We start from the raw sequence: 26699 nt of genomic DNA on the forward strand, positions 1-26699 counted from the left end.
AAGCGTGCTCACGTACGTCTGGTCAGATACGACCGCCCAGCCCATGCCGCGCAGTCAAGTCTGCTCAGATCATGCCGGACCCTCGTCATCGGCGCGTGCCCCGGCCGACACTTCGGCAAGCCTGCGATGCTCGGCCGCCTTCTTTTCGTAGATCGCGGCCATCCGCAGGTGGTACTCCGGCTTGTCCTGTTCGTACACGTCCGGGATGCCGTCGAGGTCGTCGTCGCGCTCCTCGGCGTCGTACAGCGCGCGGTAGCGGGCGTTGCGCATCTTGAGCAGGATCCCGGAAAGGACGGCCGCGATGAGAGAGCCCATCAGGACGGCCGCCTTGATCTCATCGGTGAGCAGCGGGTCCTCGCTGAAGGCGAGTTCGCCGATCAGGAGGGAGACGGTGAAGCCGATGCCGGCGAGCGATGCGACCGCGAAAACGTCCGGCCAGGCGAGTTCGTCGTTGAGCTCGGCCTTGGTGAAGCGCGCCGCGAGCCAGGTGCCGCCGAAGATGCCGACCGCCTTGCCGACCACGAGACCGAGCACCACACCGAGCGTCTCCGGCTGGCTGAATACGTCCCCGAGCGCGCCGCCCGACACCGCGACACCGGCGCTGAACAGCGCGAACAGCGGCACCGCGAGACCTGCGGAGAGGGGCCGCACCAGGTGCTCGATGTGCTCGCCCGGCGAGTGCTCCTCGCCCTCGCGGCGGCTGCAGCGCAGCATCAGGCCCATCGCGACACCGGCGATCGTGGCGTGGATGCCGCTGTTGTACATCAGCCCCCAGATGACAAGGGCCAGCGGAACGTAGACGTACCAGCCGCGTACGCCCTTGCGGAGCAGCAGCCAGAAGACCGCGAGGCCGATGACCGCGCCGCCCAGGGCCGCGAAGTTGAGGTCGCTGGTGAAGAACACCGCGATGATCAGGATCGCGAAGAGGTCGTCGACGACGGCGAGGGTGAGCAGGAAGGCACGCAGCGCGGACGGCAGCGAGGTGCCGATGACCGCGAGGACGGCGAGCGCGAAGGCGATGTCCGTGGCGGTCGGCACCGCCCAGCCGTCCATGGAGCCGCTGCCGACGGTGTTGACCAGGACGTATACGAGAGCGGGTGCGGCCATGCCGCAGAGCGCGGCGACGACGGGCAGCGCGGCGGCCTTCGGGTCGCGCAGATCGCCCGCGACGAGTTCACGCTTGAGTTCGATGCCGGCGACGAAGAAGAAGACGGCGAGCAGTCCGTCGGCCGCCCAGTGCTGGATGGAGAGGTCGAGGCCGAGGGAGGCGGGCCCGATGTGGAAACCGCTCACGGACTCGTACGAGCCGCCGGCGGTGTTCGCCCAGATCAGCGCGGTGACGGCGGCGACGAGGAGGAGGACACCGCCGACGGTCTCGGCACGCAGCGCGTTCGCGACGAAGTTCCGCTCGGGCAGCGAGAGCCGTCCGAGAACCTTGCGGTTGTTGCGGGGTGCGTTGCTGGGTGCGGGCGCGGCCACGGGGGTCGACCTCCGGTCGGTAGGCAGGACAAATCACTTGCCGACCAGACTTCCCGGCGCACCTAGGTACTTCGTGTCGTGTTTGTTCTTGTCGCGATGTTGACGCGATCCTTAGCGTACCTAACGTGCAACCGGACCTATCCGGCGATCGTCACTTTATGCGCAAGAGGGGCACCTGGCGCGGTGCCGGGTGCCCCTCTCAGGCGCAGGCCTGACTAGTCCTGGTCCTAGTCCTCGCTCGGCGCGGCCGGCAGCTTGGTCTGGATCAGGTCCATCACGGAGGAGTCCGTGAGCGTGGTGACGTCGCCCAGCTCGCGGTTCTCGGCGACGTCACGCAGCAGGCGGCGCATGATCTTCCCGGACCGCGTCTTCGGCAGCTCGGCCACCGGAAGGATGCGCTTCGGCTTGGCGATCGGGCCGAGGGCCGTGCCCACGTGGCCCCGCAGGTCCGCCACGAGCCCCTCGTCGTCGGCGTTCGCCGTGCCCCGCAGGATCACGAACGCGACGATGGCCTGACCGGTGGTCTCGTCCGCCGCGCCCACGACCGCCGCCTCGGCGACCGACGGGTGCGAAACGAGCGCCGACTCGACCTCGGTGGTGGAGATGTTGTGCCCGGACACGAGCATCACGTCGTCCACGCGGCCGAGCAGCCAGATGTCGCCGTCGTCGTCCTTCTTGGCGCCGTCTCCGGCGAAGTACTTGCCTTCGAAGCGCGACCAGTACGTGTCGAGGAAACGCTGGTCGTCGCCCCAGATGGTCCGCAGCATCGAGGGCCACGGCTCGGTCAGGACGAGGTAGCCGCCACCGCCGTCCGGCACTTCGCGCGCCTCGTCGTCGACGACGGTCGCGGCGATGCCCGGCAGTGCGCGCTGGGCGCTGCCCGGCTTGGTCTCGGTCACGCCCGGCAGCGGCGAGATCATCATGGCGCCGGTCTCGGTCTGCCACCAGGTGTCCACGATGGGGCACTTGTCGGCGCCGATGTTCTTCCGGTACCACATCCAGGCCTCGGGGTTGATCGGCTCACCGACCGACCCGAGGACCCGCAGGCTGCTGAGGTCGAACTTCGCGGGGATGTCGTCGCCCCACTTCATGAACGTACGAATCGCCGTCGGCGCCGTGTAGAGGATGGTCACGCCGTACTTCTGGACGATCTCCCAGAAGCGCCCCTGGTGCGGGGTGTCGGGCGTGCCCTCGTACATGACCTGCGTCGCGCCGTTCGCCAGCGGGCCGTACGTGATGTACGAGTGCCCGGTGACCCAGCCGATGTCGGCCGTGCACCAGTAGACGTCGGTCTCCGGCTTGAGGTCGAAGACGGCGTGGTGGGTGTACGCGGCCTGGGTGAGATAGCCGCCGGAGGTGTGGAGGATGCCCTTCGGCTTACCCGTCGTACCCGACGTGTAGAGGATGAAGAGCGGGTTCTCGGCGTCGAAGGCCTGTGGCGTGTGCTCGGCGGACTGGCGCTCGGTGAGCTCGTGCCACCACACGTCGCGGCTCTCGGTCCACGCCACGTCCTGGCCGGTGCGGCGCACGACGAGTACGTGCTCGACGGAGCTTCCCTCGCGCGACACGGCGTCGTCGACCGCGGGCTTCAGGGCGGCGGGCTTGCCCCTGCGGTAGCCGCCGTCGGAGGTGATGACGACCTTGGCGTCGGCGTCCTTCACGCGCGTGGCGATGGCGTCGGCGGAGAAACCGCCGAAGACGACGGAGTGCGCGGCGCCGATGCGGGCACAGGCCAGCATCGACACGACGGCCTCGGGGATCATCGGCAGGTAGACGGCGACGCGGTCGCCCTGCTGGACGCCCAGTTCGGTCAGTGCGTTGGCGGCCCGGCTGACCTCGTCCTTGAGTTCGGCGTAGGTGATGGCCCGGCTGTCACCGGGCTCACCCTCGAAGTGGATCGCCACGCGGTCGCCGTGGCCCGCCTCGACATGACGGTCGACGCAGTTGTACGCGACGTTGAGCTTCCCGTCGGCGAACCATTTCGCGAAGGGCGGGTTCGACCAGTCGAGCGTCTCGGTCGGTTCGGTGGCCCAGGTCAGCCGGCGGGCCTGCTCGGCCCAGAAGCCGAGCCGGTCAGCCTTGGCCTGTTCGTACGCCTCCGCGGTGACGTTGGCGTTGGCCGCCAGGTCGGCCGGCGGCGCGAACCTTCGCTCTTCTTTAAGCATGTTGGCGATGGACGGACGCTCGTTCACTGGTGGGCTCCCAACAACATGCAGACAATTCCGGCTCGTGGTTTAGACCAATCTGACAACCGCTTGGATTCTTCTGCGGTTGTGAGTGCAGGTCAACCCCTTCCGATCCTGGCACTTGGGGCGGCGCGGGGTACAGGGGGGTAATTACGAGCGTGGTGCGTGTTGCCGTGCCCGACCTACACACGAGCGAGTACAGCAGCGCGCCCCTGGGCGGAGCGATCCCCCAGAGGCGGGCTGTTCTTCAACGGTCAGAGCTGGGCGTGCCACTTACCGCGGGCGAGGACGGTACGGCCGTCGGGACTGATGAAGACGCGGGCCCCGCGCACGGGGAGTTCCCCACTGGCGAGCCAGTCGTGACGGATGCCGTCGAGGACGTCCCACAGGCGGCGGGGGCCGCCCTGGTGGACGGTCGGTCGGTCGGTGCCCTCGGCGGTCGCACGGGCCCACGAGCCGTCGGCGTGGGCCATGATCGCGGTTCGTTGCCCGTCGTGCTCGCGGTACTCGTGCACGATGCCGGGGGCGGTGACGCTGAGCATGGAATCGAGGTCCCATGCCTGCTCGACGTTGACGACCGGATAGGGGCTGGTCGTGATGTTGTCGCCGTCCTGGTGCTGTGCGGCGGCGAGCAGTGGGGCGAGGCTGGGCGGGTAGTCGTCACCGTGGCGTACGGGCATGAATCCGGCGCGGTCCCACAGCACGCGCCCGGTGGCGCCGCCGTCGCTGTCCTTGTCCGCGGTGATGAGCAGCGAGGTACCCGCGATGGTGGTCACGAGTCGCCCACCCCGGCACAGCGCGGTGAGCCAGCTTGGCGGGATGGTGCGCACAGAGACCATGGAAACGAGACGGTCGGCGCTCTCGGCGGCGACGGGGAGTGCGCCGGTAGCGTCCGCAGTCTCGATGCGCGGGCCGAGGGCGATGGTGTCGAGCCGTTCCCGTGCGCTCTCGACGAGATAGGGGTCGACGTCCACGCTCGTCACCTGCTCGGAGTGCAGACGGCGGGCGGCGAGGGCTGTGCCGTACCCGGTGCCGGTGCCGACGTACAGCAATTGGTCGCCGTCGTCGAGGTAGGCGTACCGCAGCATGCTGACGACAAGGCTCGGCAGGGTGGCGGAGGACGTGGGACGGCCGGCGGGGTGGTCGTCGGCCTTGGCGCGGTCGGCATGGTGCGGGCCGACGCGGGTTACGAGGGATCTGTCGCGGTAGGCGGCGGCGTACCACTGGCCCTCGTCGTACGGGGCGTGGAGGGCCCATCCGTCGTCAGTGCGCTCCCACCAGCGGGGCACGAACAGGTGGCGCGGGGTGCCTGCCACGTGGTCGCGCCATCGTGAGGTGCGGTGGGTGACGTCCTCGGCGAGGGCTTGCGCGTGTGGTCGCCAGTTCACGCGATGGCCTCCAGGGAGAGTGGGGCGGCGGGGGTGGTGTAGGCGGGGTTGCACGCGGGGGTGTTGCTCGGGTCGCAATCGCTGGAGTCGTCGGGGGTGCAGCCGACTGCGGTTGCGGTGTGGCCCGTGACGGGTGTGCAGGGGTTCGTGTCGCCGGGGTTACAGCCTGCGGAGTCCTCGGGGGTGCATGCGCTACGGGGCGTGGGGATGGTCGCTGTGATTTCAGACCATAGGGCGTCGTGCAGGATCTCGTGCAGGGGTCGTTCGCGGACGTTTCCGGCTTCCAGGAAACGGCTCAGGATGCACCCGGACACGTTGCCGTCGGGGTCGATGGATACGCGGTGGCGGAAGCAGTGGCCGCACAGTTCGTCGACGGTGGGGATAGTGCCTGTAGCGGCGCGGCCTACCTTCCGGGCGCGGTCGACGTCGACGCGTTTCACGCCGAGGGCGCGTAGCTCGGCCTCGGCTTCCGCGATGCGCTGTCCGGGGTTGACCTCGACGATTCCGACGCGCAAGGGGATGTTGCGGTCGAGGGCTTCGAGGATGTTCGCGCGGGTGCGGCCGTGGCTGCCCTTGCCCTGCGTGATCCGCTCGTGCTGCTCGGCCTGGTCGGAGTAGTAAGAGGTGGCCAGGGCGACGCGGGGGTGGTCGAGGGCCCGCCAGAGGGCGGGACGGATGTGGGTGAGGTTGCTGTAGACCTCGACGAACAGGCCGAGTTTTGTCGCGCGTTCGATGTAGTGGGGCAGGTGGGGCGAGAGGGTGGGCTCGCCGCCGATCATCTGCACGGCGGGGATGCTGAGTGCGGCAATGTCGGTGATGACCTCATCCCAATTATCGCGGGTCATGAGGCCCGAACTCACCTTGGGGCCGGACATGGTGCAGCAGTGCGCGCATTGGAGATCACAGGTGCCGGTGATCTCCAACTCGACAGAGCGGATGGTGTCGAGGGCGTTCATACGTGCGTCCTCTCGGTTGGGTGAGAGACGCGGCCCGGCTCGGGGTGAGCGCGGGCCGCTGTGGGGCCCGCGCCCCTACCGCAAGAAGGGCCGTTGCGGGGGAGCCTCGACCGGTCGACCGCGGTAGGGGGCGGGAGTCTGGGGCGGCGGCGTGAGGCCGCGCGCGTGGGTGAGGATGGGCCGCGCCGTGAGTGCGTAGCTCGTGCGGTCGTCTGTGACGGTGAAGGCGTAGAGGCCGCCGTCGCGCATCGCGGTGAGCGCCTGGTCGTGCTCGGCGACGTCAGTCGGCCATGCCCGCAGGGCGGTTGCCGGGTCGAGGGCCGGGCGGAGTGCGGCGACGCGCAGGGCACGCGGCGGCATCCACTGTGTGTCGAGGGGCGGATCGATCAGGTCTGCTAAGCGCGATGCCTGGGCAGTGAGCCAGCGGACGGCGAGGCGTGGCGAGGGTGCGGCGTACCCGGCGAGCAGCCACTCGCGGGCGCTGTGCGCTGCTGGTTCGGCGAGCGTGCACTCGCACCACAACCCGTTGCGCGCCGGTGGCACCTGTACCAGCCAGGGCGCGCAGTCGGCGGCCGTCACGGGTACGTCCTGGGCTCGGCGCGGTAGGGGCGCGTGAGGTGCTCTCGGTAGGCGAGGTGCGTCGGGTAGCTCTTCAGGTGGTTGAACACCCAGTTCAGGGGCCCGTCGACATCCTCGGCGGTGGAGCTGGCTTGCTCGCAGGCTACGCACTCCATGCAGTGCGTGACCGGTTCGGCGTCCGCGTCCTGGTTCGGTGCGACGTGGTACTCGCGGTACACGTATAAGACGCGTGTCATTTCGGCCCCTCGCCTCGCTGAATGCCGAGGTGCGCATTGATCTTGTCCGCTAACTCCTCAATCAACGCGTCGAGTTCGGCCAAGGGGACCAGGTCTTCGAGCGGCTGGCCGGTGCCTACCTGATCGCTCAACACGTGATCGTCGGGGTGGGGCTGGTAGTTCATGGGGGCGGCCTTCAATCAAATGTGGCGGCGTGGTGCATGACGGCACCTGTCCCATGCACTCAGTCGCGAGATGAGTGCACTACGTCACAACCAGAGTGCTCCTCAACTACCCCCGCGTGCAACCTACTCACTCGATAAATGCAAAATTGCACGGCATCGTTGACGATCCGGCATAGCGTGCACGGGGGCGGTAGCCTCACGATCACGCAGGCGGCAAACTGGCCGGTGAGGGAAGGGGGTAGGGGCGGTGAGCGCTCCCACGGTCCGGCGGCGCAGGCTCGGTGCAAAGCTGAGAGCACTTCGCGAGGCCCTGAACCTGACCGGCGAGGACGTCGTCGAAAAGAGCGGCGACCGATTCACCACGGCGAAGATCAGCCGTATCGAGACGGCGCGCGTGGCGGCCCAACGGTCCGACGTCGAGCTACTTCTCGACCTGTACGGCGTCGACGATATGGAGCTACGTGCGGCCCTGCTGACCCTGACAAAGGAAGGCGCACGCCGCGGTTGGTGGCACTCGTACCGAGGTGTACTCACGCCTGTGTACGAGGACTTGATCAGCTTGGAAGCTGAGGCAGAGTCTGTCTCAACGTGGCAGCTCGGCGTGATTCCCGGCCTGCTCCAGACCAGCGAGTACGCCCGCGAGATCATCCGTGCCACGTCCATGTCCGATGCGATCGCGGCGAACATCGATGCATTGGTCGAGGTGCGGCTCGCTCGCCAGGCCGTACTCACACGTGAAGAGCCCTTGACCCTGTGGGCGATTATTGCGGAACAGGCCCTACGGTCATCGTCCGAGGTCGACGGGCTGATGCACGAACAGTTGGGACGACTGCTCTCCGTAGGGCGTCGAGCAAACGTGAATATCCAAGTGCTCCGGTCGGATGCGCCGTTGCATGTTGGGCAGATGGGCACCTTCACCCTGCTCGGATTCGGACCCCATGCCGATCTTGACGTCGTCCATACCGAAGGGCTGACGTCGGCCCTCTACATCGAGGAAACCGACAAGGTCGCTGCACACCGTGACGCCTGGCAACGGCTCACATCCGCCGCACTCTCGGTCTAGGCTTCGGCGGACCTGATCACAGACATAAGGAAGAACGCATGAGCCATGTTGATGACGCCTCCACGCTGCGTGTGACGTGGAAGAAGTCTCCGTATTCCGACAGCGGGGCGCAGTGCGTCGAGTGCGGCAACGTTGATGAGCGGACCACCGCCATTCGGGACAGCAAGCGGCCTACTGGCCCCGCGCTGCTGTTCCCCCGCATCGCTGTGCATCACCTCGTCGAGGGCATCAAGGCCGACCAGATCTGACCGCATACACAAAGAGCGCCCCCCGTACAGCCGCGAACGGCCGTACGGGGGGCGTGGTGCGTCTATCGGGCGGCCAGCTGCCACAGAGACAGAGTGAGGCCGGTAACCGCGACCAGGGCGGCCACGGATGGGAGCGGCCACCGTGCCCGTTCGAGGGCGTCGAGGCGGGCAATGTCGCGCTTTTGGCGTTCAGTCTCGCCCCGTTCGAGGGTGTCGAGGCGGGCGTCGTGGTCGTCGATCCGGCGGTCGTGTCCCTTGAGGGCTTCGTCGGTCTGGTCGTGCCGTTGCACGAGCAGGGCGAGGGCGCCGTCGGTGCGGGTGAAACCGACCTCGATCGTCCGCCGGATGCGCTCCAGTTCGAGGGCGACCGCGGCCGGATCGGACGGTGAGGGCTGGGTCGTCACGGCGCGGTGGGCTCCTTGACGTCGTCGACCAGGCCGAGGCCGACCCGGTCGAGGATGGCCTCGACGCTCGGGAGCGCCATCACGCGGGCGAGGCCGCCCGCGACGGCGAGTCCGCCGGCCACCCACGGCAGGGAGTCGGGAACGCCGGACGCGGCGACGATGCCGGGGAGCGCGACGGCGAACGCCACGGCGCCTTGCAGGATGGTGCGAACGGTGCGCTTGGTCTCGGGGGTCATGGGGGGTGTTCCTCTCGGGTGGGTGGGCCCGCCCCGCGGTGCGGTGACCGACGGGGCGGGCGGATTACGGCCTACTTGCCGTAGGCGAGGCGGTGCAGAGCAGCCCAACCACGCGGGCCGATCGCCGGGTCGTGGCGCGTACCGCTCGCGCGGTAGGCCGGGTGGGCGTTGTGGAACTTGGCCACGCCAGCTTGGGTCTGCGGGCCGTACGCGTCGGCCTCGGGAACGCCCTTGGCGAGGTATCCGGCGGCCTTCAGCGCCCGCTGTAGCGGCTTAGCCGACGGGCTCTTTCGGCCCGGTGCGAGGCCCTTGGGGAACGACGGCGGGGTGTAAGGCTTGGGCTTGCCCGGCGTCGGCGGCTTGCTCGGCTCGTCGTCGTCGAGCAGCTCGTCGACGCGGGCCCGGATCTTGGCCATGGTCAGGGCGGGGCCGCCCTTCTTGCCGATCGGGCCGCGGGGGTCGACCTTGCCGGGCTGCCATTCAAGGTGACCGATGACGGATTCGGCGCCCCACCCGTGCTTGCGGCAGATACCGGCGGCGGCGCGGGCGATGGCCTCGACCTGGGCCTCGGGCCACGGGTCGACGTTGTCGCCCATGTTCACGCACTCAAAGCCGTAGAAGTAGCGGTTGCCGTCGGTGTTCGCTTCGTTGTCGGCGGGCAGGGGGGAGCGTTCGGCGGTGACGGCGTCGAGTACGTCGTCGTCGCCGTTGCCCGCGTGGTTGGCGCGGCCGTAGCCGACCAGGTGCACGCGTCCGCTCTTGTCGATGACGCCGTGACACAGCGGGCCGGGCAGGCTGGCGTGCCCGTCGCGGCACAGGGCGACGGAGTGCGCGGTTCCCGACGTCACGGTGTGGTGGATCATCACTCCGCGCATGGGCCCCCATGCGCCCCTGTGGTTGCGGTTGTGGTGCGTCCAGTCACCGACGCCCACGACGTCGACGCCTTCGCCGACGATGGCGGCGCGGAAAGCGGTAGCGGACAAGGGCGGGGCCATAGGGGTTCTCCAGACATGAAAAATGCCCCGACGCGAGGCGCGGGGCGTACGGGGTGGGGAAGAGATCAGGCGAGGTCGGTCGCGAGGGTCTGCGGGGCCGGTGACTTGTCGTCGAGGGCGCCGCCGGTGAACTCGCTACCGCGCCAGTCGTTGCCGTAGCGGGCAACGTTGCTGCACGTGTTCGTTGCGGAGAATCCGTTGATCGCTTCGTTGCCGCTGCCGTTGGGGCGGACCTTGTTCCCGGAGAGGGAGATAGACGATGCGGTACTACTCAGGCGGATGCCGTAGTACGTGGCGTTGGCGGAGCGTCCGGGGCTCTTGATGTAGCTGCCCCTGATGTGGATGTTGTTGCCGTCCTGGACCAGGACGCCGTTCCCGCCCGGATACAAGACCTGATTGCCGGTCAACGAGAGGTGCGTACAGGTCACGGCGGTAAGGCCGTGCCCGCCGGGGGTGTAGACGTGGTTGCCGGTCACCGCGCCGTTGTCGGCGTTCTCCATGGACACGGCCGTACCGTCAACGCTGCTGATGGCGTTCCCGGAGATCGCGAAGCGCTGGACTTGCTGAAGGCGGATGCCGTTCTGCCCCGCGGTGCTGCCATCGATGGCGTTGTCGCCGATGGTCAGGTTGAGGATCTGCCCGGACGCCTCGCCCAGGGCGACGATTGGCTCGTCGTAGCCGCCTCCGCTGCGGAAGGTGCAGCCGGTGACGGTGAGGTTGCGCATGGCCTGTGAGGCGCCGGTCTGCGTGCCGTCAGGCCGCTTCGTGTCCTCGGTGTCAGTGAGGATGACCGTGCGGAAGCGCACCCCGGAACCACAGCCGCTGAAGTTGCAGCCGGTCACGGCGACGTCTTCCCAGTTGTAGGCACTGACGCCGTACTGAGTGACACCCTCAAAGGTGCAGTCGGAGACCCGCACGCGACGGTGGTACTTGGTGATCGTCGCGGAGTGCGAACCGATACCGCGCGGCCACGCCGTCGTGTTGCTCGTGCCGGATGCTCCGAAGTAGCAGCCAGAGATCAAGATGTCTTCGCACGGAGTGTGGTCGTAAGGACCAAAAGCACCGAACACGCCGCTGCTCTTGGCCAAGTCGAGCTGCACGGCCTCGCTGAAGTCGCGCGCTCCGGGGTCGTAGTAGCCCAGGAATCGACAGTTCTCGATGGTGCCGCGCTTCGTGCTGTTGAGCTCGATGGCGTGGTAGCCGGACACGTCGCGGATTTCGAGATCCCGGATGGTGACGTCTCGGGCGTGCCCGATGCTGATGCACATGGCCGAGGCCGTCAGCCCCGGCGTAGTCCCCTGGCAATCCCAGACGCCGCCCTCGATGATGATGTTGCCGTTGCCGCTGTAGCCGCCCAGGTTCTGCCCAGCATCGCCGTTGACGAGCATGGTTTCGGCGGCGCCACGCACGAAGCGCGCACCAGGCAACAGGGTCAGTCTCGTGTAGTCGTAGGTGCGCAGTGGGAGCGTGGCGAGCAGATAGGTTCCGGGCGGGACGATCACCCAACCACCGCGCAACTTGGTTGCGTTCAACGCTGCCTGAATCGCCGGGGCATCGTCCACGGTGCCGTTTCCGACGGCTCCATACGCGGTGACGGTGAGCGACTCGGAGAGCCGTTCCAGCATGTATTGGAGGCGCCCGGCGGTCATCTGCATACCGGGTAGCCACTGGGCGACGGGCGTGGACAAGGGGGGCGCCTCCTTAAAGAGCGGCGAGAGCAGGGCGGGCGAGGTGCACGGCGCTGCCTGCGGGGTGGGCGAGGGTGAGGCCGTCCGTGCCGCGGGTGACGGTGAACGCCTGGTGTCCGGCGGTCACGGACGGCGCGATGCCGTGCACGTCGAGCCGCTCGCCGCCGATCTGCACGGCGATGGGGAACACGCCGAGCGCCTCGCCGTCGAGGGTGGGGCGCAGGGTGAGGCGGGTCGCGGTGAGTACGTCGGTGGCCGGGGGGAAGTCGGGCACGGTGGCCGCGATGTTGGCGAATGCCGCGCCGGTTGGTGCGGTGAACGCCTCTTCGAACCAGACCCATGCGCCCGCGGTCACGGCCTGACTGCTGGCGGCGGTGTCGAGGTACTCGCCCGCGGCATCGAACCAGTTGATGTCGAGGTCGTTGGTTCGCGTGACGGCGCTGTGCATCCATCCGGCGACCGTGTAGCGGGTGCCCGCCGTGACGGGCAGGAGATCGCTTCCGACGTTGGGGTACTCCTCGACGCCGTCGGGGGTGAACTGCACGGACCACGCCCCCATGCCCGCCCCGCGGTCCGGGGTGGGGATGCGGGCGAGGGTGCCGCCGTAGGGGGTCCAGCCGACCAGGCCCTCGGGCATGTCGCCGGTGGTGTTCAGCGGGAGCGCGGCCGTGGGCCATGGCGGGCCCGCGGTGGTCCGTACGTCGAGGACGGTCGCGGCCTGGTCGAGGGCGGCGGCCAGTTCGGTGCCGTCGCTTGCGGCGGTCGCGTACTCGGTGTCGTCGAGGGTGGCGACCAGCCACGGACCGCCGGGCGAGCAGGTGAACGTGACCTCCCACGTGTACACGCCGAGGGTCTCGGTGTAGCCCTCGACGAGTAGCTCGACCGTGCCGGGCGGGAGCCACGGGGGCGGGCGAAGGATGTTGGCGCGGTCGCCGACGTCGACCGCGGCGACCGCCTCGGCCAGATGCGGCGCCTCATGCAGCGCCACCGACACGGACGGGTAGCGCGCTTCATCCCACGTGCCGCGGTGCAGTCCCCACCACGCGTAGGGCGAACACTGATCATCGGAGTACAGGTTGAGAGTCCGGCTCTCGGTGTACCGCCCGATACCGTCCGGCGGCGCCAGAACCGAGAGGGGGCCGCTCTCGCACACCGCGCGCGCCGAGCTGCCGCCCGTGCGCTGCACCGTGACGTCATTGCGTACGACCTGGTCGTCGTCGACCGGTTCGAGCGGGGCGACCACCTCACGGGCGGCGTAGTCGAGGGCGAGCGCGGGCGCCTGGGTGTAGAGGGTGGCGCGGGTGCGGTAGGCCAGCGCGAGCGCGTCGCGCTGCTCATAGAACGCCCCGCCGTCGGCGTCCGCAGCATCCTGGAAGAGGTCGAGCAGGGCGGCGACAGTCTGCGCGCCGAGGCGGGTACCGGCCGCATTGGGGCGCCCGGTGTAGGTGAACGGAATCTTTTCTTCGCTGGCGATGCGTTGCAGCCGGTTGGACAGGCTCTCGCCCGCCCATCCGATCAACGCGACGCCGGTCCCGGTGTACGCGGCGGCGGTGTTGGCCAGGACGACATGCCCGACGGCGACCTCGCCCGCCTTTCCGCCGCCCACTGTGATGTGAGTGATCCGGCCGACGGCGTTGTTGACCGTGTCGCCGCTCCACGACGGGACCGGACCGCCTTCGTAGGTGTAGGCGTCGAGGTCGACGTAGTAGAGCCGCCAGTCGGTGAAAGGGCCGTTGTCTATGAGGTCAAGGCCGATGTTGACCTTCTTGCCGAGCAGGGAGTTCCCCCCGCCCGTCAGGCGGACGAACTCGATCCCCAGGGCGTTGCGGCCGTACATGCTCAGCCGCCCGTCGGGGCGCAGCGTGATGGTCCACCGCGAGATGATGCCGGTGGTGGCGAAGCTGCACAGCACGGTCTCGGCTTCGGGTGCGGTGTCCGGGAACGCGGCGAAGAAGCGCAGGGCGTTTTCCCCGGTGGCAGGGTAGGTGGGAACGGTGCCGGTAGCCGCGCCCTCGCCCAGGGTGGGCAACGCGTCGGATGCCAGGTGACCGGTGTAGGCGGCGGGTTTGATCCCGGTCATCGTGATGCGCATGGGAGCCGCGCCGGGCATCGCCGAAGCGAACTCGGTCGCCCCCGCGCCGTCCTCAAGCGGCCAGTACGCCACGATCGACGTGCGGGCCGGGTTGGAGAACTCACGGTGCATCGCGGAGTGCAGCGGCGCAGCGCCCTGCCCGAGGCGGCGCAGGATGCCCGCAGCCGTCACGGACACCCGTATGTCGTGCGGAGTACCCCACTTCACCGGCCATCCGGGGACTTCGCCCAGGAAGCGGACCAGGCGCGGCCCGGCGGGGCCGAACGGGGCGATGGACACACGTACGGGGGTGTTGCGGCCGAGCAACCCGTACAGGTCACTGCGCGGATTACGGGGCGAGTAGCGGCCACTGGTGTTGTCCAAGACGAAAGCACAGGTGGCCGCATCCGTGCGGGCGCCCTCGTCGGGGCGCCCGCGGGTGATGGTGATGGGGTTCTCGGTGTAGACGTCGGCGGTGATGTCGAGCCATTCGCCGCCGAGTTGCAGCTCGACGCGTACACCGAGCGGATCATCGGGGAATGCCACGGTCGGCACCTCCTTTCAGATGTCAAAGAAGGTCAGCCGTTTGGGTGAAGATGCAGGTTCAATCGGGTGGAACTGACGCATTCGGCAGTGTGCAGAGATCGTTTGGAGAACCCTGCGGAGCGTCGGGCAACCTCAGAAGGAGACACCCAATGCGCATCCGGACAGTGATCACAGCCCTCGCCATGACCGCGGTTGCGGCCCTGGTCGGCGCCGCGCCAGCGTCGGCGGACGATGGCCCCGCGTTTACTGCGATCAATCAGGGCAACTCAAACGTCGCGGTCAATTTCTCGGAATTGTGGTAGGCCGCGCGGCCCCGTGACGTAAGTGTCAGATGACGGCGGATGCCCTAAGGGTGCCGCCGTCATCAGGTGCCGAAAGCGGTCTGTACGGAGCCGCGGCCGTCGACGCGGACCATGCGGCGGATCACGCGCTTCCATTCGCCGTCTGCGCCGGTGACGTCGATGACGATTCGCCCGCCACCCGCGCCCGCACCGCCAGTGGCGGCGCTGGTCTGTGCGGCCATGGCGGCGGCGGTGGCCTGTCCGGGGGTGGGCGTGGAAACCAGGTTTCGCATGCTGCGATCGACCGCGCCCTGTCCCGCCTCGATGCCGTCGACGACACCGGCGGGAATCCACTGGCCGATTTCCTGCGCCATGACGCGGGAGGGCGAGTTGATGCCGAGCGCGTCGGCGATCGGGCCCGGAATCATGGCCTTGGCCCAGCTGATCAGCTTGTCCTTGATCCAGCCGCCCATGCCCTTGATGCCGTTCCACAGACCGCGCACCACATCGCGGCCCTTCCCGGTGAGCAGGGAGGCCAGAGAGCCGATGCCGCTCGCGATGCGGCGGGGCATGCCCCGAACCCACGCGATGAAGTCGGATGCCTTCTGTCCGGCGGCCGTGCGGAACGCCTGAAAGCCAGTCACGGCCGAGCGGCGCAGACTGCCCGGCAGTCCGGCGAGCGCGGATGCGGCACGGCCGGGCAGACCGGTAAGCCAAATGTGCAGCTCAAGGAGTTTGCGGATCGCGGCATCCTTCGCGCTGCCGAACCAGCCGCCCAACTTGCCAGGCAGAGAACCGAACCAGTTCAGTACCGAGCCGATGCCCGCAACGACTGTGTCGGTGGTCGACTTGATGAAGCCCCATGCCACCGACCACGCCTGTTGGAACCAATCCGTCTTGGTGGCGATCAACACCACCACGGCGACCAGGGCGACGATCGCGGCGACGATCCAGAACACAGGCGAGGCGAACATGCTCGCGTTGAGGGCCAAGGCGGGACGCCGGAGAAGTTCAATATCCGGGACTGAGTCTTAGCCGTCGGGGTCCTGGTCGCCGTCGTCGGCGACCAGTTGCGGGGCGGGGCGCTGCTCGGCGTACCCGCGTATCCATGCGGTCCGCAGTGTCGACGTGCTCGGGTGCGGGCACGTGGTCGGCTCGTCGCCCCTGCGGCCTGCCTCGCGGCCTGCCGTGACTGCCCTCACGATGTCCTCGCGCGTGCCCATGGTCACCTCTTGTTCTGGTGGTCCGACTCGTGATGGCGGGCGCCTTCGGCCCATCGCTGCGGCTTGCCGGTCACCTGCTCGATGAACTCTGCCTGAGTCAACCGGCCGTGTTCGGCCCACCACTCTTTCAGCTCGTCGGACGCCCGCGCGTGCGCGATGCGTGCGGGCCCGCTGAACAGGGATACCGGGGCGTGCCCGGCGGCCTGGGCCTTCTTGCTGAGCAGGTAGCCGCGGCAGTCTGCTTCGGCCTGTAGGTACTGCCGATACACGTACTCGTCGTACAGGGCGCGGGCCTCGCGGCGGGTGATGAGGTGCCGCTCGTCCTGGTCCTCGTCGTCGTCGCCGCGGTGCTGTGCGGCGGCGGCGTCGCGTAGGTCGGCCCAAAACGCGTCGTCGTCGAGGTGGTCGTCGAGGGCCTGGTCGGCGGCGAGGGCGCCCCATGCGGCCGGGCCGGGCACATGGTCGCCCATGGCCTCGGCGAGGGCGTCGCGGTCGGCGAGTAGGCCCTCGACAGGGTCGCCGGTGCTGGCGGGCGGGGGTAGCTCGACGGCGTCGCGCCGGTCCATCTCCGCGGCGATGCGCAGTAGTTCGGCGGTGTCGGCGTACTGCATGGCCCATGCGAGGTCGTCGTCGCCCACCCCCGTCAGATCGGCGAGCAGGTTCCCACCGGGGTACAGCCTGGAGAGCAGGTCGCGGCGGGCGGCCTCCGCGGCGATGGCGGCGGCCTCGGGACCTCTACCGGCGTCGCGGTAGCGGGCGGCGAGCTGGGCGTCGGACAGGCCGACCAGATCGGGGCGCACGTCGGGGAGTTGTCCGGCGCGGTCGCGTCGGTCGGTCTCGGCCATGATGCGCACCTGGTCGGCGTCGTCGACGTGGGCGAACAGACGGGCGAGGTCGTCGTCGGACAGGCCGAGCAGATCCTCGACCAGGCGCCCGCGGGGTGCGGCGCGGTCGAGCAGGGCGGCGAGGTCGCGGCGGTCGGCCTCGGCCTCGATCCGGCGGCGAGCGCGGTCGTCAAGCGGTGTACGCAGGGCGGCGGCGAGCTGGTCGTCGCTCATCTCGCGCACGGTGCGCTCGTCGCCCGACCACACGCGGGCCCGCTCGACCTGATCGGGCGCGGGCGGACGGGGCGAAGCGGGGAGGTTGCTTGCCCCTTCCTGCTCGCGGTGCCTGAGTCGGCGCAAGTCGGGGTGGCCGGCGAGGTGCTGGCGCATGGCGCCTTGCCACGCCCGGACCTTGGCGCCGGTGGCGCGCTTCTCCTCGGGCGTTGTGGCGGCGGCCTCGCGGCGGCGCCACTTGCGTATGTTCCGCTCGATGGCGCGCTGCCGTTGCCCGGCCTCGTATCCGGCGGGGTCGCTGGTGGCCTGCTCGATGCGGGTCAATCCGGGGGTGTAGGCGCTCACGGAGTGCCGACAGTTCGGGTGCTGCAACCCACGGGCGCGTGCTTCGTCGAGGCTTCCGGCGACGCGGACGGGGACCATACGGCCGTCCTCGGTGGCGTGCTCGGCCTCGACCGTACGAACCCCTGCAGGGCCACCGATCGTGAGTACCTTGCCCTCCCACGGGCGGCACAGCGGGCACTCGCGCGGGGCGTCGCTGACGATGACCAGGTCGACGCCGTGCTCGGCGAGGGTGCGCATGTGGGCCTCGGTCGCGGCCCGTGCGGTCGCCGTCCGTACGGCCATCTCGGCGTACGAGGGGAGCGACCAGCGGCGGCCCGCCTTGTCGACGAACGCGCGTATGCCGCGGTCGGCAAACGCCCGCATGGCGTCCTGTGTGGCCTGTCGGCGGGTGCCGGTGCCGAGCAGGGACGTTGCGGCCACGGACGCCACGACGGCCCGAAAGACGTCAACAACAGCCCGCAGAATGCCGCGGTGCGTCGCTGTGACGACGTCGACCGCTTCCTGTGCGAGACGGTCAATGGCCTGTGCGTTCGGCGTGCGGTCCTCGACCAGGGCGCGGGCGTCATCGGACAGGGCGCCCAACTCGGCGACCGCGGCGCGGTGACCTGTGTTGTATGCCTCGGCGACCGCATCCCACACTTCGAGCTGTGTCGCGCGCCCCAACTCGTCGACGACGGCCTGTGCGGCTCGCCTGAGCTGCTGCACGGCGGCGAGCTTGGCCTCGACCCATCCGGGTGCGTCGAGGCCCTGGGCGAGCTGGCGCGCGATGATACCGAGCAGCCGTTCTTCGGCGCTCGCGTAAATGTCGCGCGAGGCTGCGGCCAGATGCTCGACCATGCCGGGATGAATTGGCACGCTCCACCTCCAACTACCCCTGTTGCTGCCAGACTTGAAGCGGCCGCCAACCGGCGGGCGATCTCGTCAAGGAGGCAGAAGTGAGTAACGGACCAAACTCCGGGAACCCCGTGGCTCGGCGGATACCGAAGGTCGTTGGTAGCGCGGCACGAGGGTTCCGAGTCAGGGCCAGCGGTATCAACTTGGGTGGCATCAAGGCGCTGTCCGCTGTCGCAGCGGTTGCCTTCTACCTGGTCAGCGGAACGCTTGCGCTGGACGAACACTGCTCGGGGTCTGAGCACTCCATAGCAGTTGTGGAATCGGTTTGCCACCGCATCACGAAGTGACCGTAAGGAGCGGTGCTTCCATGTAACGAGGGCTCCCAAGCCCTCTAGCTACCCTCAGTGCTGCGGCTGCGGCAATGCCGAAACGTGCGATCGGGGGCGCATGTAGCGTCAGGGCGGGGGTGCCCGCAGCTTTCCCCGCCCTGAGATTTCACAACGGGTACGTACCGCCTGGGTCGGGTGCATCCGCGGCGCCGGTCTCCCGAAGGATCGCGGCGACCTCGACGTTTACCTCGCCGTCTTCCCACTCGGGGTGCAGCCACCGAACCTTGGTCGCGGTTGATACGGCGCCGGCGCGGGCGAGCAGGTCGAGGGTTGTCGCCGTGCTCTGCTCGCTCTCGGCGACGCCGTCGCCGAACTCGACGCGGGGGCGATCCGGTTTGATCGCGCGGGCGAAGTGCACGGCGTCGAGCTGCAACAGGACGTGCAGGATGTGCGCGAGAGGCTGACGCCAATACCCGGTTTTCTTCTTGCGGGTGACCATGGACAGGGCGTCACGGCTGTCGACTTCGGTCGCGGTGATCGGGGAGCCGTTGGCGTCGAGGCCGAATGACTGGGCGCTGTATCCGGCCGACTGGGCGGCCTGCCGAGTCAGTGCCTCGGTGCTCCGCTGGTGCTCCTCGACCCTGATCTCGAACTGGCTCAACGTGATTGCGCTGCCCTCATTGGGCGGCATCTTCAGCGAATGCCAGACCTCGCGGTCGTCGTCGAACCCTGCGCCCTGTCCGGGCCCGTAGTCCCGTAGGTACCCGTCGGGGACGATCAGCCGTGCACGGGCGAGGCGGATGTCGCGCATCCAAGACGTCCACACGTCGTCAATGGCCTCGAACACGTCCCGGATGCCCTGGAAGTCGCTACGCCCCATCGGGCTCGACCGGTGCACCCTGTTGGGCCCGATGTTCGGCACGTAGACGATCGTGAGATCGGTGATACCGGTGGTGACGGTGACGCCGTCCTCGCCGAGACTGCCCGCAAGATCGGCGGTCTCGGGGTGCTCGGCCAAGGGCACGGCGCGGCCGAGACTGTCGGGGGTGCCCTCATAGAGGCCGTGCAGGATGCGGCCCGGCTCGTGCCGCTCGACGTGCCGGAACATGGTCGAGGCGGTCGAGCCAGAGAGGTCACGCCACAGGGTCGCGGCCCGCAGCATCCCCCACCGGAATTCGGGGGCGACGTTGTCGGGCTGCACGACGGACAGAATCGGCCGGTCGATCAGGTCGCGGTCCCACGTGGCGCGGAGATACACCCCGGACAGGGCCGATCCCTGCTCGGCGCCTCCGTGCAAGGTCTGCTGTATCGCGCCTTCGTCGACCAGGGTGTTAAGGCGATCCTGTGTGGCCTTGTCGTCGACGCTCACAGACGGCATGTCGCCGAACAACAGGTGAGCGCTCACGGCGGCGATGTCGGACGGCAACGGCACGTGCAGGCGGCCACGCAGTCGGGCGGGCTGGGCGCGGCGCCGATTCCACGGGCCGCGGCGGGTTGGGGCCTCGTCGTGCTCGCCGCGGATGCGGGCGAGGCGGCGCGTGTCACCGGAGTACCACGCGTCGTCGACGCGCATCTCGGCGTAGTACGGGGCCCACTGCGGGGGCGGCCACGCTGCGCCGTTCTCGGGCAGTGCCATCGGGGCTCACCTCCTCTGGTGTGAAAGTAGATACGGGGATCAAGGAACTGCTGCCGCAGTCGGCACAGCAGGCGTTGATGGAACTCTTAGGGCGGTACTAACAACGGCAACAGCAGTCGCTTTAGTGTCGAAATGAATCTCCCCTATCGCTCTCATGCAATATGCGCCAAATAACCCCGGAGTCCTGAAGCAGTAGTGAACAAATAACGGCAGCCTCTATTCTTGAATTTTGCGGTAATCTAAGGTTGGTCTTTCTGGATCAACTCACAGGAGCACCAGAATGGAAAACGATCGCCCGCGTCGCAAGATTCGTCTCGATTTTGAGATCGACACGGACTCCATCCCGGGTCTAGACCGCCGTCCCACCAGCTACATTCCTCACACGGACATCCCTCTCTACCGCCCTGGCCCCGGCCCTATCCCGGGTCTAGACCACCGCCCCACCAGCTACATTCCTCACACAGATATCCCTATGGAGTAGCTGCGGGCGAAAAGACTTCAGGGTCCCGCTCTCGCTCAGGTGAGATGGGGCCCTGAAACCTTGTGGGGCCCTCAAATGGCTTGCGTGCTCGACACGACGCTGATCAGGTGCGCCTTGGCGCATTCCCCTGGAGAGGTCACAGCGCGAAGTCGGTGGTAGCTGAGAGCAGGTGACGCCACTCGTGCGCGGTGGAGTGGACGACGTAGCGCAGGGCGTCGGCGCTGTGGTCGTCGACCTTGATCGGGGCGTCGTCGCCGCGCTCGGTGGCTTTGGGGTCCCAGGAGTAACCGGGGAGTTCGGCGAGCAGGCCCTCGCACGAGTCGTGCACGAGCAGGCGGTCGGCGGCGAGCAGGCTCGACACGCTGCGGATTCCGTCGGTGACGCCGTTGGTGGCGCGGGCGAGGCCGGGGTGCCCGTCCTGCCACATCTGCGTAGAGAACGACGCGGCGCTCGGGTCGATGAACGTCCACTCGGGCGTGATGCCGAGGGCGTCGAGCCACGCGCGGACGGCGCGGCTGTATTGCGCGTCGGTCATGCTGCGGTGCACCGTGCGGGAGTCGTGGCGCCACTCGGCGCACACGTACAGGCGGCCGTCGGTGCCTTCGCCGAGCAGGACCGCGGCGAACGGGTTGGTGGTGCCGTAGTCCACGCCGCACCAGTGGCGACGCATGTCGGGCAGCTCGTCGACGACGTGGCGGGCCTCGTCCCACATGTCGTAGATGGCGCCCTCGGCGACCACCCACGCGCCGTCGATCATGCGCCGTCGCCACAGGCCGACGTACTCGGCGGCGAGGTCGGCGACGTAGTCGGGTGACAGTGAGGGGTTGTCGGCGAGCTTGAAATGCCAGGAATGAAGGTTGAGTTCGCCCGCGCGGTCGAGATACCCGGTCTTGAGCCAGTGCCGCGGACTGTCCGGGTTGGTCGTCGCGTACAGGCGCGCGCCGGGCACGGACAGACGGGCAAGAAGCTGGACCCAAAACCCCTCGGGCAAGAGGGTTGCCTCGTCGACGTACGCCAACTGCGCGGTGAGGCCGCGTAGGCGGCCCTCGGCGCGGGCGTCGGCGGCGCCGATCAGGTGGACGGTGCGGCCGAGGATCGTCGCCGTGGTCGCCCCGCGGGTGTGCACGACGTGACGGGCGAGGGGACCGAACAGTGCGCGGTCCTGTAGGGGCTCCAAGACGTTGCGCTCGATCGTTTGCAGCGATCGGCCGCAGATGATGATGAGCCCGGACGGGCCCGCCGTGGCGACGGCGATCACGAACGCCAGCAACGATGCGATGGTCTTGCCGGATCGAACCGAGCCGTGCCAGAGGTTGATACGGGCGGTCGCCTGGCCAATCGAGCGGAGTTGCTTGCGGGACAGGGGCAACCGGTCGAGGTCGAGCACAGGCTCACCCCCCGGCGGTGCCCCCGTCGTCGAGGGCCTGGTCGTCGTTGGTGGCCTGCGTCAGTGCCTCGCCGAGGGTGCCCAACATGCTGCGCACCTGCTCGGCGTTCTCTCCGCCCTCGACGGGTGCGAGGCGTAGGGAGGTGCCGACGGCGGTCTGTACCGACGCGATGATCTGGCGTTGGTCGCCGAAGCGGGGTTGCGGTAGGTGGGTCTCGTGCCACTCGCCCTCGCGGCCGGCGAACTCGCCGTGCACGGTGGGTGCCCATAGCTGGGTGCGTAGGCGCTCGGCGTCGTCCTGGAGTGCGAGGGCGAGGGTGGCGCGGCGTGCTGCGAGGTCGGCGGTGCGGGCGCGGGTGGCGGCCTCGACCTGCGGGGCGCGGTCGAACGACAGGGGCGGGTCGAACTGTCCGGCGATCTTCGACACGGTCGAGGGGCTGCGCCTAATAGCTCGGGCGATCTCGTTTCGGGCCTTGCCCTGGGCGTGGAGGCGGCGGACCGCTGCGCGATCTCTGTCGGTAATTGGCTTTGTCACCCGCGCGCCTCCCACGACCCTCAGAATGTTCGGTGTGAGCGCCGCATGGGATCTCATTGTCAAGATCGGGACTGGCGCCCTTGGGGGTGCGGCCGTCGTGCTGCTGTTGGCTCCGTGGGTGGCGCATCGACAGGAGGTCGGGAAGGCGCGGGCCGCTGCGCTCCTGGAGCTACGTCAGGCTGCCTTAGCTCAGCTCGCGCGGCACGACTACCACCACGTTGCTCAAAACGTGCACGGCTTTGAGTGGACGAACTTGTCTGAAGCTCAAAGATCTCATCTGGCCTGCGACATGGTGGCCGCAGCGTGGAAACTGTCGCCTCATATGCAAGCTCGCGTGCGAAGGCGCCTCGTCCGGTTGTTTGGACCTGCGACCGTCATTGTCGCCGAGCGGTTTGCGGTGGCGCCTACGGAAGGAGGACACGTGGCGGACGATGCCGAATCTTGGAGCTTGGCTCTGTCTCAGAGTGTTTCGTTAGCCGTCTACCGTGGCGAGAAGGTTTCCCCGCCTGGAAGTCTCGCGCGATTCGCCGAGGACCCGAGCAATTATCACAAATACCTCGAAGCGAGGGCCGTTCTGCTCGATCTCCTGGAATGCGTGGGGGGCAAAGCCCGACTGGGGGCATGAGACGCGGCTGGAGAAGGTGGCCCGTTTCCGGGCATGCCGGGGACGGCCCCAACATTAGGTCACGGATTGATAACGGCGCAAGCCGGATCGGCTCGCCTGCGCGTGCGTGGGGGCGCGTCCGGTCGGCGCGGCTGCTGACGGGCGCGGGGCGCGCTGCTGACGGCCGAGCGCGGCTGCGCCCCGCCTGCCGACAATCGGGCGGGCGGGGCGCGGCGCTGCTGTCGTGGCGTCAGCTACGGGCGGACGGGCTGTCGGCCTGCCTGCTGACGCTGCGGCGGCCGGTGCGGCTGCGGATGCTGCCGGACGTCATCAGTGCTGGTCTGCCTGCTGCTGGACGTCAGCACGGGGCCTTGGTGCGTGACCGACGGGAGAGACGGCGGGCCGGGGACGGGCGGCGCCTCGACGAACTTGTATGCGTCAAGCGTCGGCGCAGTGCCGACGGGCACTGACTGGTAGTGCCACGCTGTCCGGTACATGTCGGCAACGATGCCGACGGCCGTGCGCATGGCGGTCGTCAGATCGTCGCCGGTCTGCATGAGAACGGCGAGGTCTCGGGCGAACTGCTCGTCGAGGCGGACGCTCGGGCGGGTGCCTGCAATGGGCTGGGCACGCCGCTGGGTAGGCTTCTGTTCAGCCATCGTTTGGGGTCGCTCCTGTTCGGTGGTCAGGGCCCGCCCAACGGTTTGTGAGGAACCGGGCGGGCCCGCTGTATGTGCGGGTCTACTGGGCGGCGTTGGCGCGGCGCTGCTTCTCCTCGCGGATGAACTGAGTGATCCGGCTCGCGGTGTATCCGGACTCGGCGGCGATCTCGTCGGCGCTCATGCCCTTCTCGCGGGCGTCGAGGGCGAGACGGCCCATGGCGTCGGCGGCGGCGTTGGCGGCCGTGCGTAGTGCACGCACGTCGGCGAGTTCGAGGACTTCCTCGGCGAGTAGGTCGAGGAGATCGGAAAGGGCCTCGGGCCCAGTGGCCTTGTGTCGGTCGTAGTCGTCGGCGATGTCGCGGACCTTTTCCAGCGGGTCAAGGTCGTACGGGTTGGGGTCGCCCTCGGCGGCGCGTCGGGCGGCGGTGTCGCGCTCGTGCTGGATCACCTCCGCGAGGATGCGCTCGGCGATGGCGCGGGCGCCCTCGGTGTGCTGGAGTCGGCTGCCTTTCACCCTGCGACTGATCTCGACTGACGAGTAGGCGCGGCCGGTGTCGTAACTGCTGTCGCTGTTGTCCTGGTCGTCGTCACGGGGTGGCTGCTCGTTGCTCATCTGGGGTGCTCCTGTCGGTCCGGGTCGGGCCCGCCCTCGGGCGAGGGCGGGCCGGTCGGGTGGGCTACTCGGTTTGTGCGGCGCGTTCGTCGAACAGGGCGCCCTGTTCCTCGGCCTGGTCGACGACGAACAGGACTTCGGCGGCCTGCTGCTCGCCGATCCATGCGGCTCGCCACGTGCCGTTGGCCTCGGCGTTGGCGGCGGCGCGGTCGGCAGGGTCGGTGGCGAGCAGTGCGGCAACGTGGGGGTGCTCGCGGGCGATGTAGGCATCGGCGGACGCGTGCGCGGTCTTGGTGGCCTCGCGGGTGGCCTCGTTGGGCTGGTCGGCGGCGAGCTGCTTGCGGGCGTGTCCGGCCTGCTCGACCCACTTCTGTGCGGCGGTGCGTTCAGCGGCGGTGACGTCGTCCGCGGCGAGCAGGAAGTCGGCGTACTCGCTGATGACGTTGAGGACGTCGGTGGACCCCGGCTTGATGATCAGGGTGCGGCCTCGGCCGCGGCGTCCGGCGTCGAGGGCTTCGCGGGTGGCCTTGCTGGCAGGGTCGTGGTCGTCGGCGCCGGTGGCGAGGTTGGTGTCGGCGAGGAAGTCGGCGAGGCCGCCGGGAATGGTGACCTCACCGGAGCGCGGGGCGGCGGGCGCGGTCGGTGCGGTCTGCTCGGTAGGGGCCTGCGTGGCGGCGTCGAGTTTCTGTACGCACCGGGCGTGAACGGTGAACGCAGAGTCGTCGTACCAGGCGCGGGTGCCCCAGTCGTCGTGCGTCGTGGCGTGGGACCGCGGGCGGATGCTGCGGTTGCACAGGGCGCGGCCCTCGGAGTTGAAGGCGTGCGCAATGGAGCCGCTGTGCGTGGTTGACCAAACGGTGTCGGTGTCGGGGTTGTACTTGCCCATGGGGTCGCTCCCTTGGTTGGTGTGGTGCCGGGTGAGGTCCGGCGCTCCTGTCGGGGTGAGGACCCTTCAGGAGTCCAAACAGTAGCCATTGCGGGAATGATTACAGCAATGATTGCAGTATTCGTTATGTGTCCGTGATGAGACGCATAGCCGCGCACAAAGGATCCCCAACTCCCTTCTTGCGCAGGTATGTTGGTCCGATCTCTTCTCCTCAATGGGGGGCGGGGTCCGACGGCCGCCATCCGGGGGCGGTCGGACCCGCCGACAAAGGAGGAGAGATATGGCCGACCAACCGTCGACCAAACGGTCGAAGCTCGCGCGTGAGGCGGCTTCACGTGTGGCGGTCGCACTGAGCGTTCGCGCTCTGTGGGCTGTCATCGTGGAACTGTTTCGCAGTGATCTTTGACCGTCGCTCTTAGAGCGATCCGCGGCGCCGGGCCCCCAACCGTCCGCCGCGGTCCCTCACCTCTACGGCCCGCTGCGTTATGCCGCGCTCCGTCGCTCAGCGCGCGTCGCCTGTAGCGCAGTCAACAGGTCGACCAGGGCGGGCCCGCGCCATGCTCGGCGGCCTCGCTCGGTGTCGACGGGTGCCGGGCACGCCGGGCCGGTCGAGCAGGTCGCAACAGCCTGCCGGGGGTCGCCTCCTCCGTTGTGCACGGTGATTCTGCCCGCACGGCAGAACGGGCACGGCTCGTCGAGCGTGATCGTCCGGGCGGTGCGGCCGAGGGCGGCCGCGACGCGGCGACGCGCGGTGCGGGCAACGTCGGCGACCTGATCGACCAGGGGCGCGGGGGTGGGGGAGAACAGGGCGCGGTCGGCCGCGTCGTCGAGGGCGCGGCCCTCAAGCCAGACGGCGGCCCAGTGCAGACCGAACGCGCGTGATCCGGCCGAGGCGATGCTCGTCGGGCCCGCGTCGCGGTACGTGGGCAGGTGCCACAGACGCGGGTCGCTCGGGTCGGCGCCGAGGGTCCATCGGCCGTTGTGGTCGCGGGCGGGGAGCTGCACGCGCTCGGCGACGGCATCGCACATGTCGAACACGTCGCGCTCGGTGTCGTGGGCAGCGTCGAGGGCGCGCAAGTCGGCCGGCGCAGGGTGCTCGCGGAGGATGAGCGGCAGACGGCCGACGGCGGCCTCGTCGAGCGCCTGGTCGTCGTCGTGCCGGTCGTCGGCAGCGAGCTGGTCGAGGAATCCGCGGCGCTCGTACGGCATCCACTCGGCGGAGCGCGGCGGCTCGGCGATGGCGGCGAGCAGGTCGCCCCACTGCTCGCGGACGGCGGCGAGGTCGTCGGCGGCGCGCTGGCCTGGGGTGGTCGTCATGCCTGCTGCTCCTGGGCGTCGTCGAGGGTGGGGTGTCCGGGCGGTGCGGGGCGTGGCTGGTGGGCGAGGGTGAACAGGTCGCCCCCGTGGGCCCGGACATCGGGCGGCTGCTGTGTGCGTCGGCACTTGGGCCCGTATCCGTCGGGCGAGGGTGCGCGTAGCGGTCGGCGGCATGCCCGACACGTCCGGGCGGGGGTCACTGGTCGGCCCGTGACGGCTCGCCGGACAGTCCCCACGTGATCAGTCGTGCGGCGGCGGCGAGCAGGGCG

General features: G+C 68.9%; 25 protein-coding genes. 3 read left to right on the forward strand and 22 right to left on the reverse strand.

The annotated features are described in order from the left end of the window. Nucleotides 1–69: 69 nt before the first annotated feature. The 7 genes from nhaA to E5671_RS25790 form a co-directional block, all read right to left on the reverse strand. On the reverse strand, nt 70–1479 hold the full coding sequence (gene nhaA / locus E5671_RS25760) for a Na+/H+ antiporter NhaA (protein ID WP_336605846.1): 1410 nt from the start codon (nt 1477–1479) through the stop codon (nt 70–72). A gap of 227 nt (nt 1480–1706) precedes the next feature. Further along, nucleotides 1707–3644: an acetate--CoA ligase gene (gene acs, locus E5671_RS25765; RefSeq protein ID WP_160510414.1), complete on the reverse strand. Its 1938-nt coding sequence runs from the start codon at nt 3642–3644 to the stop codon at nt 1707–1709. A gap of 275 nt (nt 3645–3919) precedes the next feature. Continuing rightward, the gene (locus E5671_RS25770) at nt 3920–5053 is read right to left on the reverse strand and encodes a methyltransferase domain-containing protein (protein ID WP_160506300.1); all 1134 of its coding nucleotides are present in this window, start codon (nt 5051–5053) and stop codon (nt 3920–3922) included. Then, nucleotides 5050–6009 (reverse strand): radical SAM protein, encoded by a 960-nt coding sequence (locus E5671_RS25775; protein WP_160506301.1) that lies wholly within the window; start codon nt 6007–6009, stop codon nt 5050–5052. Before E5671_RS25775 ends, E5671_RS25770 begins: the two co-directional genes overlap by 4 nt. A 75-nt stretch (nt 6010–6084) precedes the next feature. Beyond that, nucleotides 6085–6588, reverse strand: coding sequence for a hypothetical protein (locus E5671_RS25780; protein ID WP_160506302.1), 504 nt, complete (start codon nt 6586–6588; stop codon nt 6085–6087). Continuing rightward, nucleotides 6585–6824, reverse strand: coding sequence for a DUF7848 domain-containing protein (locus tag E5671_RS25785; protein WP_160506303.1), 240 nt, complete (start codon nt 6822–6824; stop codon nt 6585–6587). Before E5671_RS25785 ends, E5671_RS25780 begins: the two co-directional genes overlap by 4 nt. Beyond that, nucleotides 6821–6988 (reverse strand): hypothetical protein, encoded by a 168-nt coding sequence (locus E5671_RS25790; protein WP_160506304.1) that lies wholly within the window; start codon nt 6986–6988, stop codon nt 6821–6823. Before E5671_RS25790 ends, E5671_RS25785 begins: the two co-directional genes overlap by 4 nt. A 247-nt stretch (nt 6989–7235) precedes the next feature. On the opposite strand from E5671_RS25790, the gene E5671_RS25795 reads away from it, so the two are divergent. Beyond that, entirely contained in the window at nt 7236–8051 is an 816-nt protein-coding gene (locus tag E5671_RS25795; RefSeq protein ID WP_160506305.1) for a Scr1 family TA system antitoxin-like transcriptional regulator, read from the forward strand. A gap of 38 nt (nt 8052–8089) precedes the next feature. Beyond that, nucleotides 8090–8299 (forward strand): DUF397 domain-containing protein, encoded by a 210-nt coding sequence (locus tag E5671_RS25800; RefSeq protein ID WP_160506306.1) that lies wholly within the window; start codon nt 8090–8092, stop codon nt 8297–8299. A gap of 62 nt (nt 8300–8361) precedes the next feature. Here E5671_RS25800 and E5671_RS25805 read toward each other — a convergent pair whose 3' ends face one another. From E5671_RS25805 to E5671_RS25825, 5 genes are all read right to left on the reverse strand, one after another. Beyond that, entirely contained in the window at nt 8362–8703 is a 342-nt protein-coding gene (locus E5671_RS25805; protein WP_160506307.1) for a hypothetical protein, read from the reverse strand. Beyond that, entirely contained in the window at nt 8700–8939 is a 240-nt protein-coding gene (locus tag E5671_RS25810; RefSeq protein ID WP_160506308.1) for a hypothetical protein, read from the reverse strand. Before E5671_RS25810 ends, E5671_RS25805 begins: the two co-directional genes overlap by 4 nt. A gap of 71 nt (nt 8940–9010) precedes the next feature. Further along, nucleotides 9011–9934: a peptidoglycan recognition protein family protein gene (locus tag E5671_RS25815; RefSeq protein WP_160506309.1), complete on the reverse strand. Its 924-nt coding sequence runs from the start codon at nt 9932–9934 to the stop codon at nt 9011–9013. A 65-nt stretch (nt 9935–9999) separates the two neighbouring features. After that, the gene (locus tag E5671_RS25820) at nt 10000–11589 is read right to left on the reverse strand and encodes a right-handed parallel beta-helix repeat-containing protein (RefSeq protein WP_202122285.1); all 1590 of its coding nucleotides are present in this window, start codon (nt 11587–11589) and stop codon (nt 10000–10002) included. Between the two features lie 46 nt (nt 11590–11635). Further along, a complete protein-coding gene (locus E5671_RS25825; protein WP_160506311.1) occupies nt 11636–14239 on the reverse strand; it encodes a hypothetical protein in 2604 nt (867 codons plus the stop codon). A 149-nt stretch (nt 14240–14388) separates the two neighbouring features. On the opposite strand from E5671_RS25825, the gene E5671_RS25830 reads away from it, so the two are divergent. Next, nucleotides 14389–14541, forward strand: a complete 153-nt coding sequence (locus E5671_RS25830; RefSeq protein ID WP_160506312.1) for a hypothetical protein — start codon at nt 14389–14391, stop codon at nt 14539–14541. 62 nt (nt 14542–14603) lie between these two features. On the opposite strand, the gene E5671_RS25835 is transcribed toward E5671_RS25830, so the two are convergent. The 10 genes from E5671_RS25835 to E5671_RS25885 all read right to left on the reverse strand — a co-directional run bounded on the left by E5671_RS25835 (nt 14604) and on the right by E5671_RS25885 (nt 26430). After that, nucleotides 14604–15512: a phage tail protein gene (locus E5671_RS25835; RefSeq protein WP_160506313.1), complete on the reverse strand. Its 909-nt coding sequence runs from the start codon at nt 15510–15512 to the stop codon at nt 14604–14606. 39 nt (nt 15513–15551) lie between these two features. Further along, complete coding sequence (locus E5671_RS25840) at nt 15552–15743, reverse strand: Rmf/CrpP fold protein (RefSeq protein ID WP_160506314.1); 192 nt, start codon at nt 15741–15743, stop codon at nt 15552–15554. A gap of 2 nt (nt 15744–15745) precedes the next feature. Next, nucleotides 15746–17983 (reverse strand): phage minor capsid protein, encoded by a 2238-nt coding sequence (locus E5671_RS25845; protein WP_160510415.1) that lies wholly within the window; start codon nt 17981–17983, stop codon nt 15746–15748. A 492-nt stretch (nt 17984–18475) separates the two neighbouring features. Continuing rightward, nucleotides 18476–19945, reverse strand: a complete 1470-nt coding sequence (locus E5671_RS25850; RefSeq protein WP_160506315.1) for a phage portal protein — start codon at nt 19943–19945, stop codon at nt 18476–18478. A 617-nt stretch (nt 19946–20562) separates the two neighbouring features. Beyond that, nucleotides 20563–21813, reverse strand: coding sequence for a PBSX family phage terminase large subunit (locus E5671_RS25855; RefSeq protein ID WP_160506316.1), 1251 nt, complete (start codon nt 21811–21813; stop codon nt 20563–20565). 4 nt (nt 21814–21817) lie between these two features. After that, the gene (locus E5671_RS25860; protein WP_443032696.1) at nt 21818–22363 is read right to left on the reverse strand and encodes a helix-turn-helix domain-containing protein; all 546 of its coding nucleotides are present in this window, start codon (nt 22361–22363) and stop codon (nt 21818–21820) included. A gap of 843 nt (nt 22364–23206) precedes the next feature. Next, nucleotides 23207–23611 carry a hypothetical protein gene (locus E5671_RS25870; RefSeq protein WP_160506319.1) on the reverse strand — a complete coding sequence of 135 codons (405 nt, stop codon included), beginning with the start codon at nt 23609–23611 and terminating at the stop codon, nt 23207–23209. A gap of 82 nt (nt 23612–23693) precedes the next feature. Beyond that, entirely contained in the window at nt 23694–24227 is a 534-nt protein-coding gene (locus tag E5671_RS25875) for a hypothetical protein (protein WP_160506320.1), read from the reverse strand. A 64-nt stretch (nt 24228–24291) separates the two neighbouring features. Further along, complete coding sequence (locus E5671_RS25880; RefSeq protein WP_160506321.1) at nt 24292–25113, reverse strand: hypothetical protein; 822 nt, start codon at nt 25111–25113, stop codon at nt 24292–24294. A gap of 483 nt (nt 25114–25596) precedes the next feature. Then, complete coding sequence (locus E5671_RS25885) at nt 25597–26430, reverse strand: hypothetical protein (protein ID WP_160506322.1); 834 nt, start codon at nt 26428–26430, stop codon at nt 25597–25599. Between the last annotated feature and the right edge of the window lie 269 nt (nt 26431–26699).

Source organism: Streptomyces sp. BA2, assembly GCF_009769735.1.
Taxonomy (GTDB): domain Bacteria; phylum Actinomycetota; class Actinomycetes; order Streptomycetales; family Streptomycetaceae; genus Streptomyces.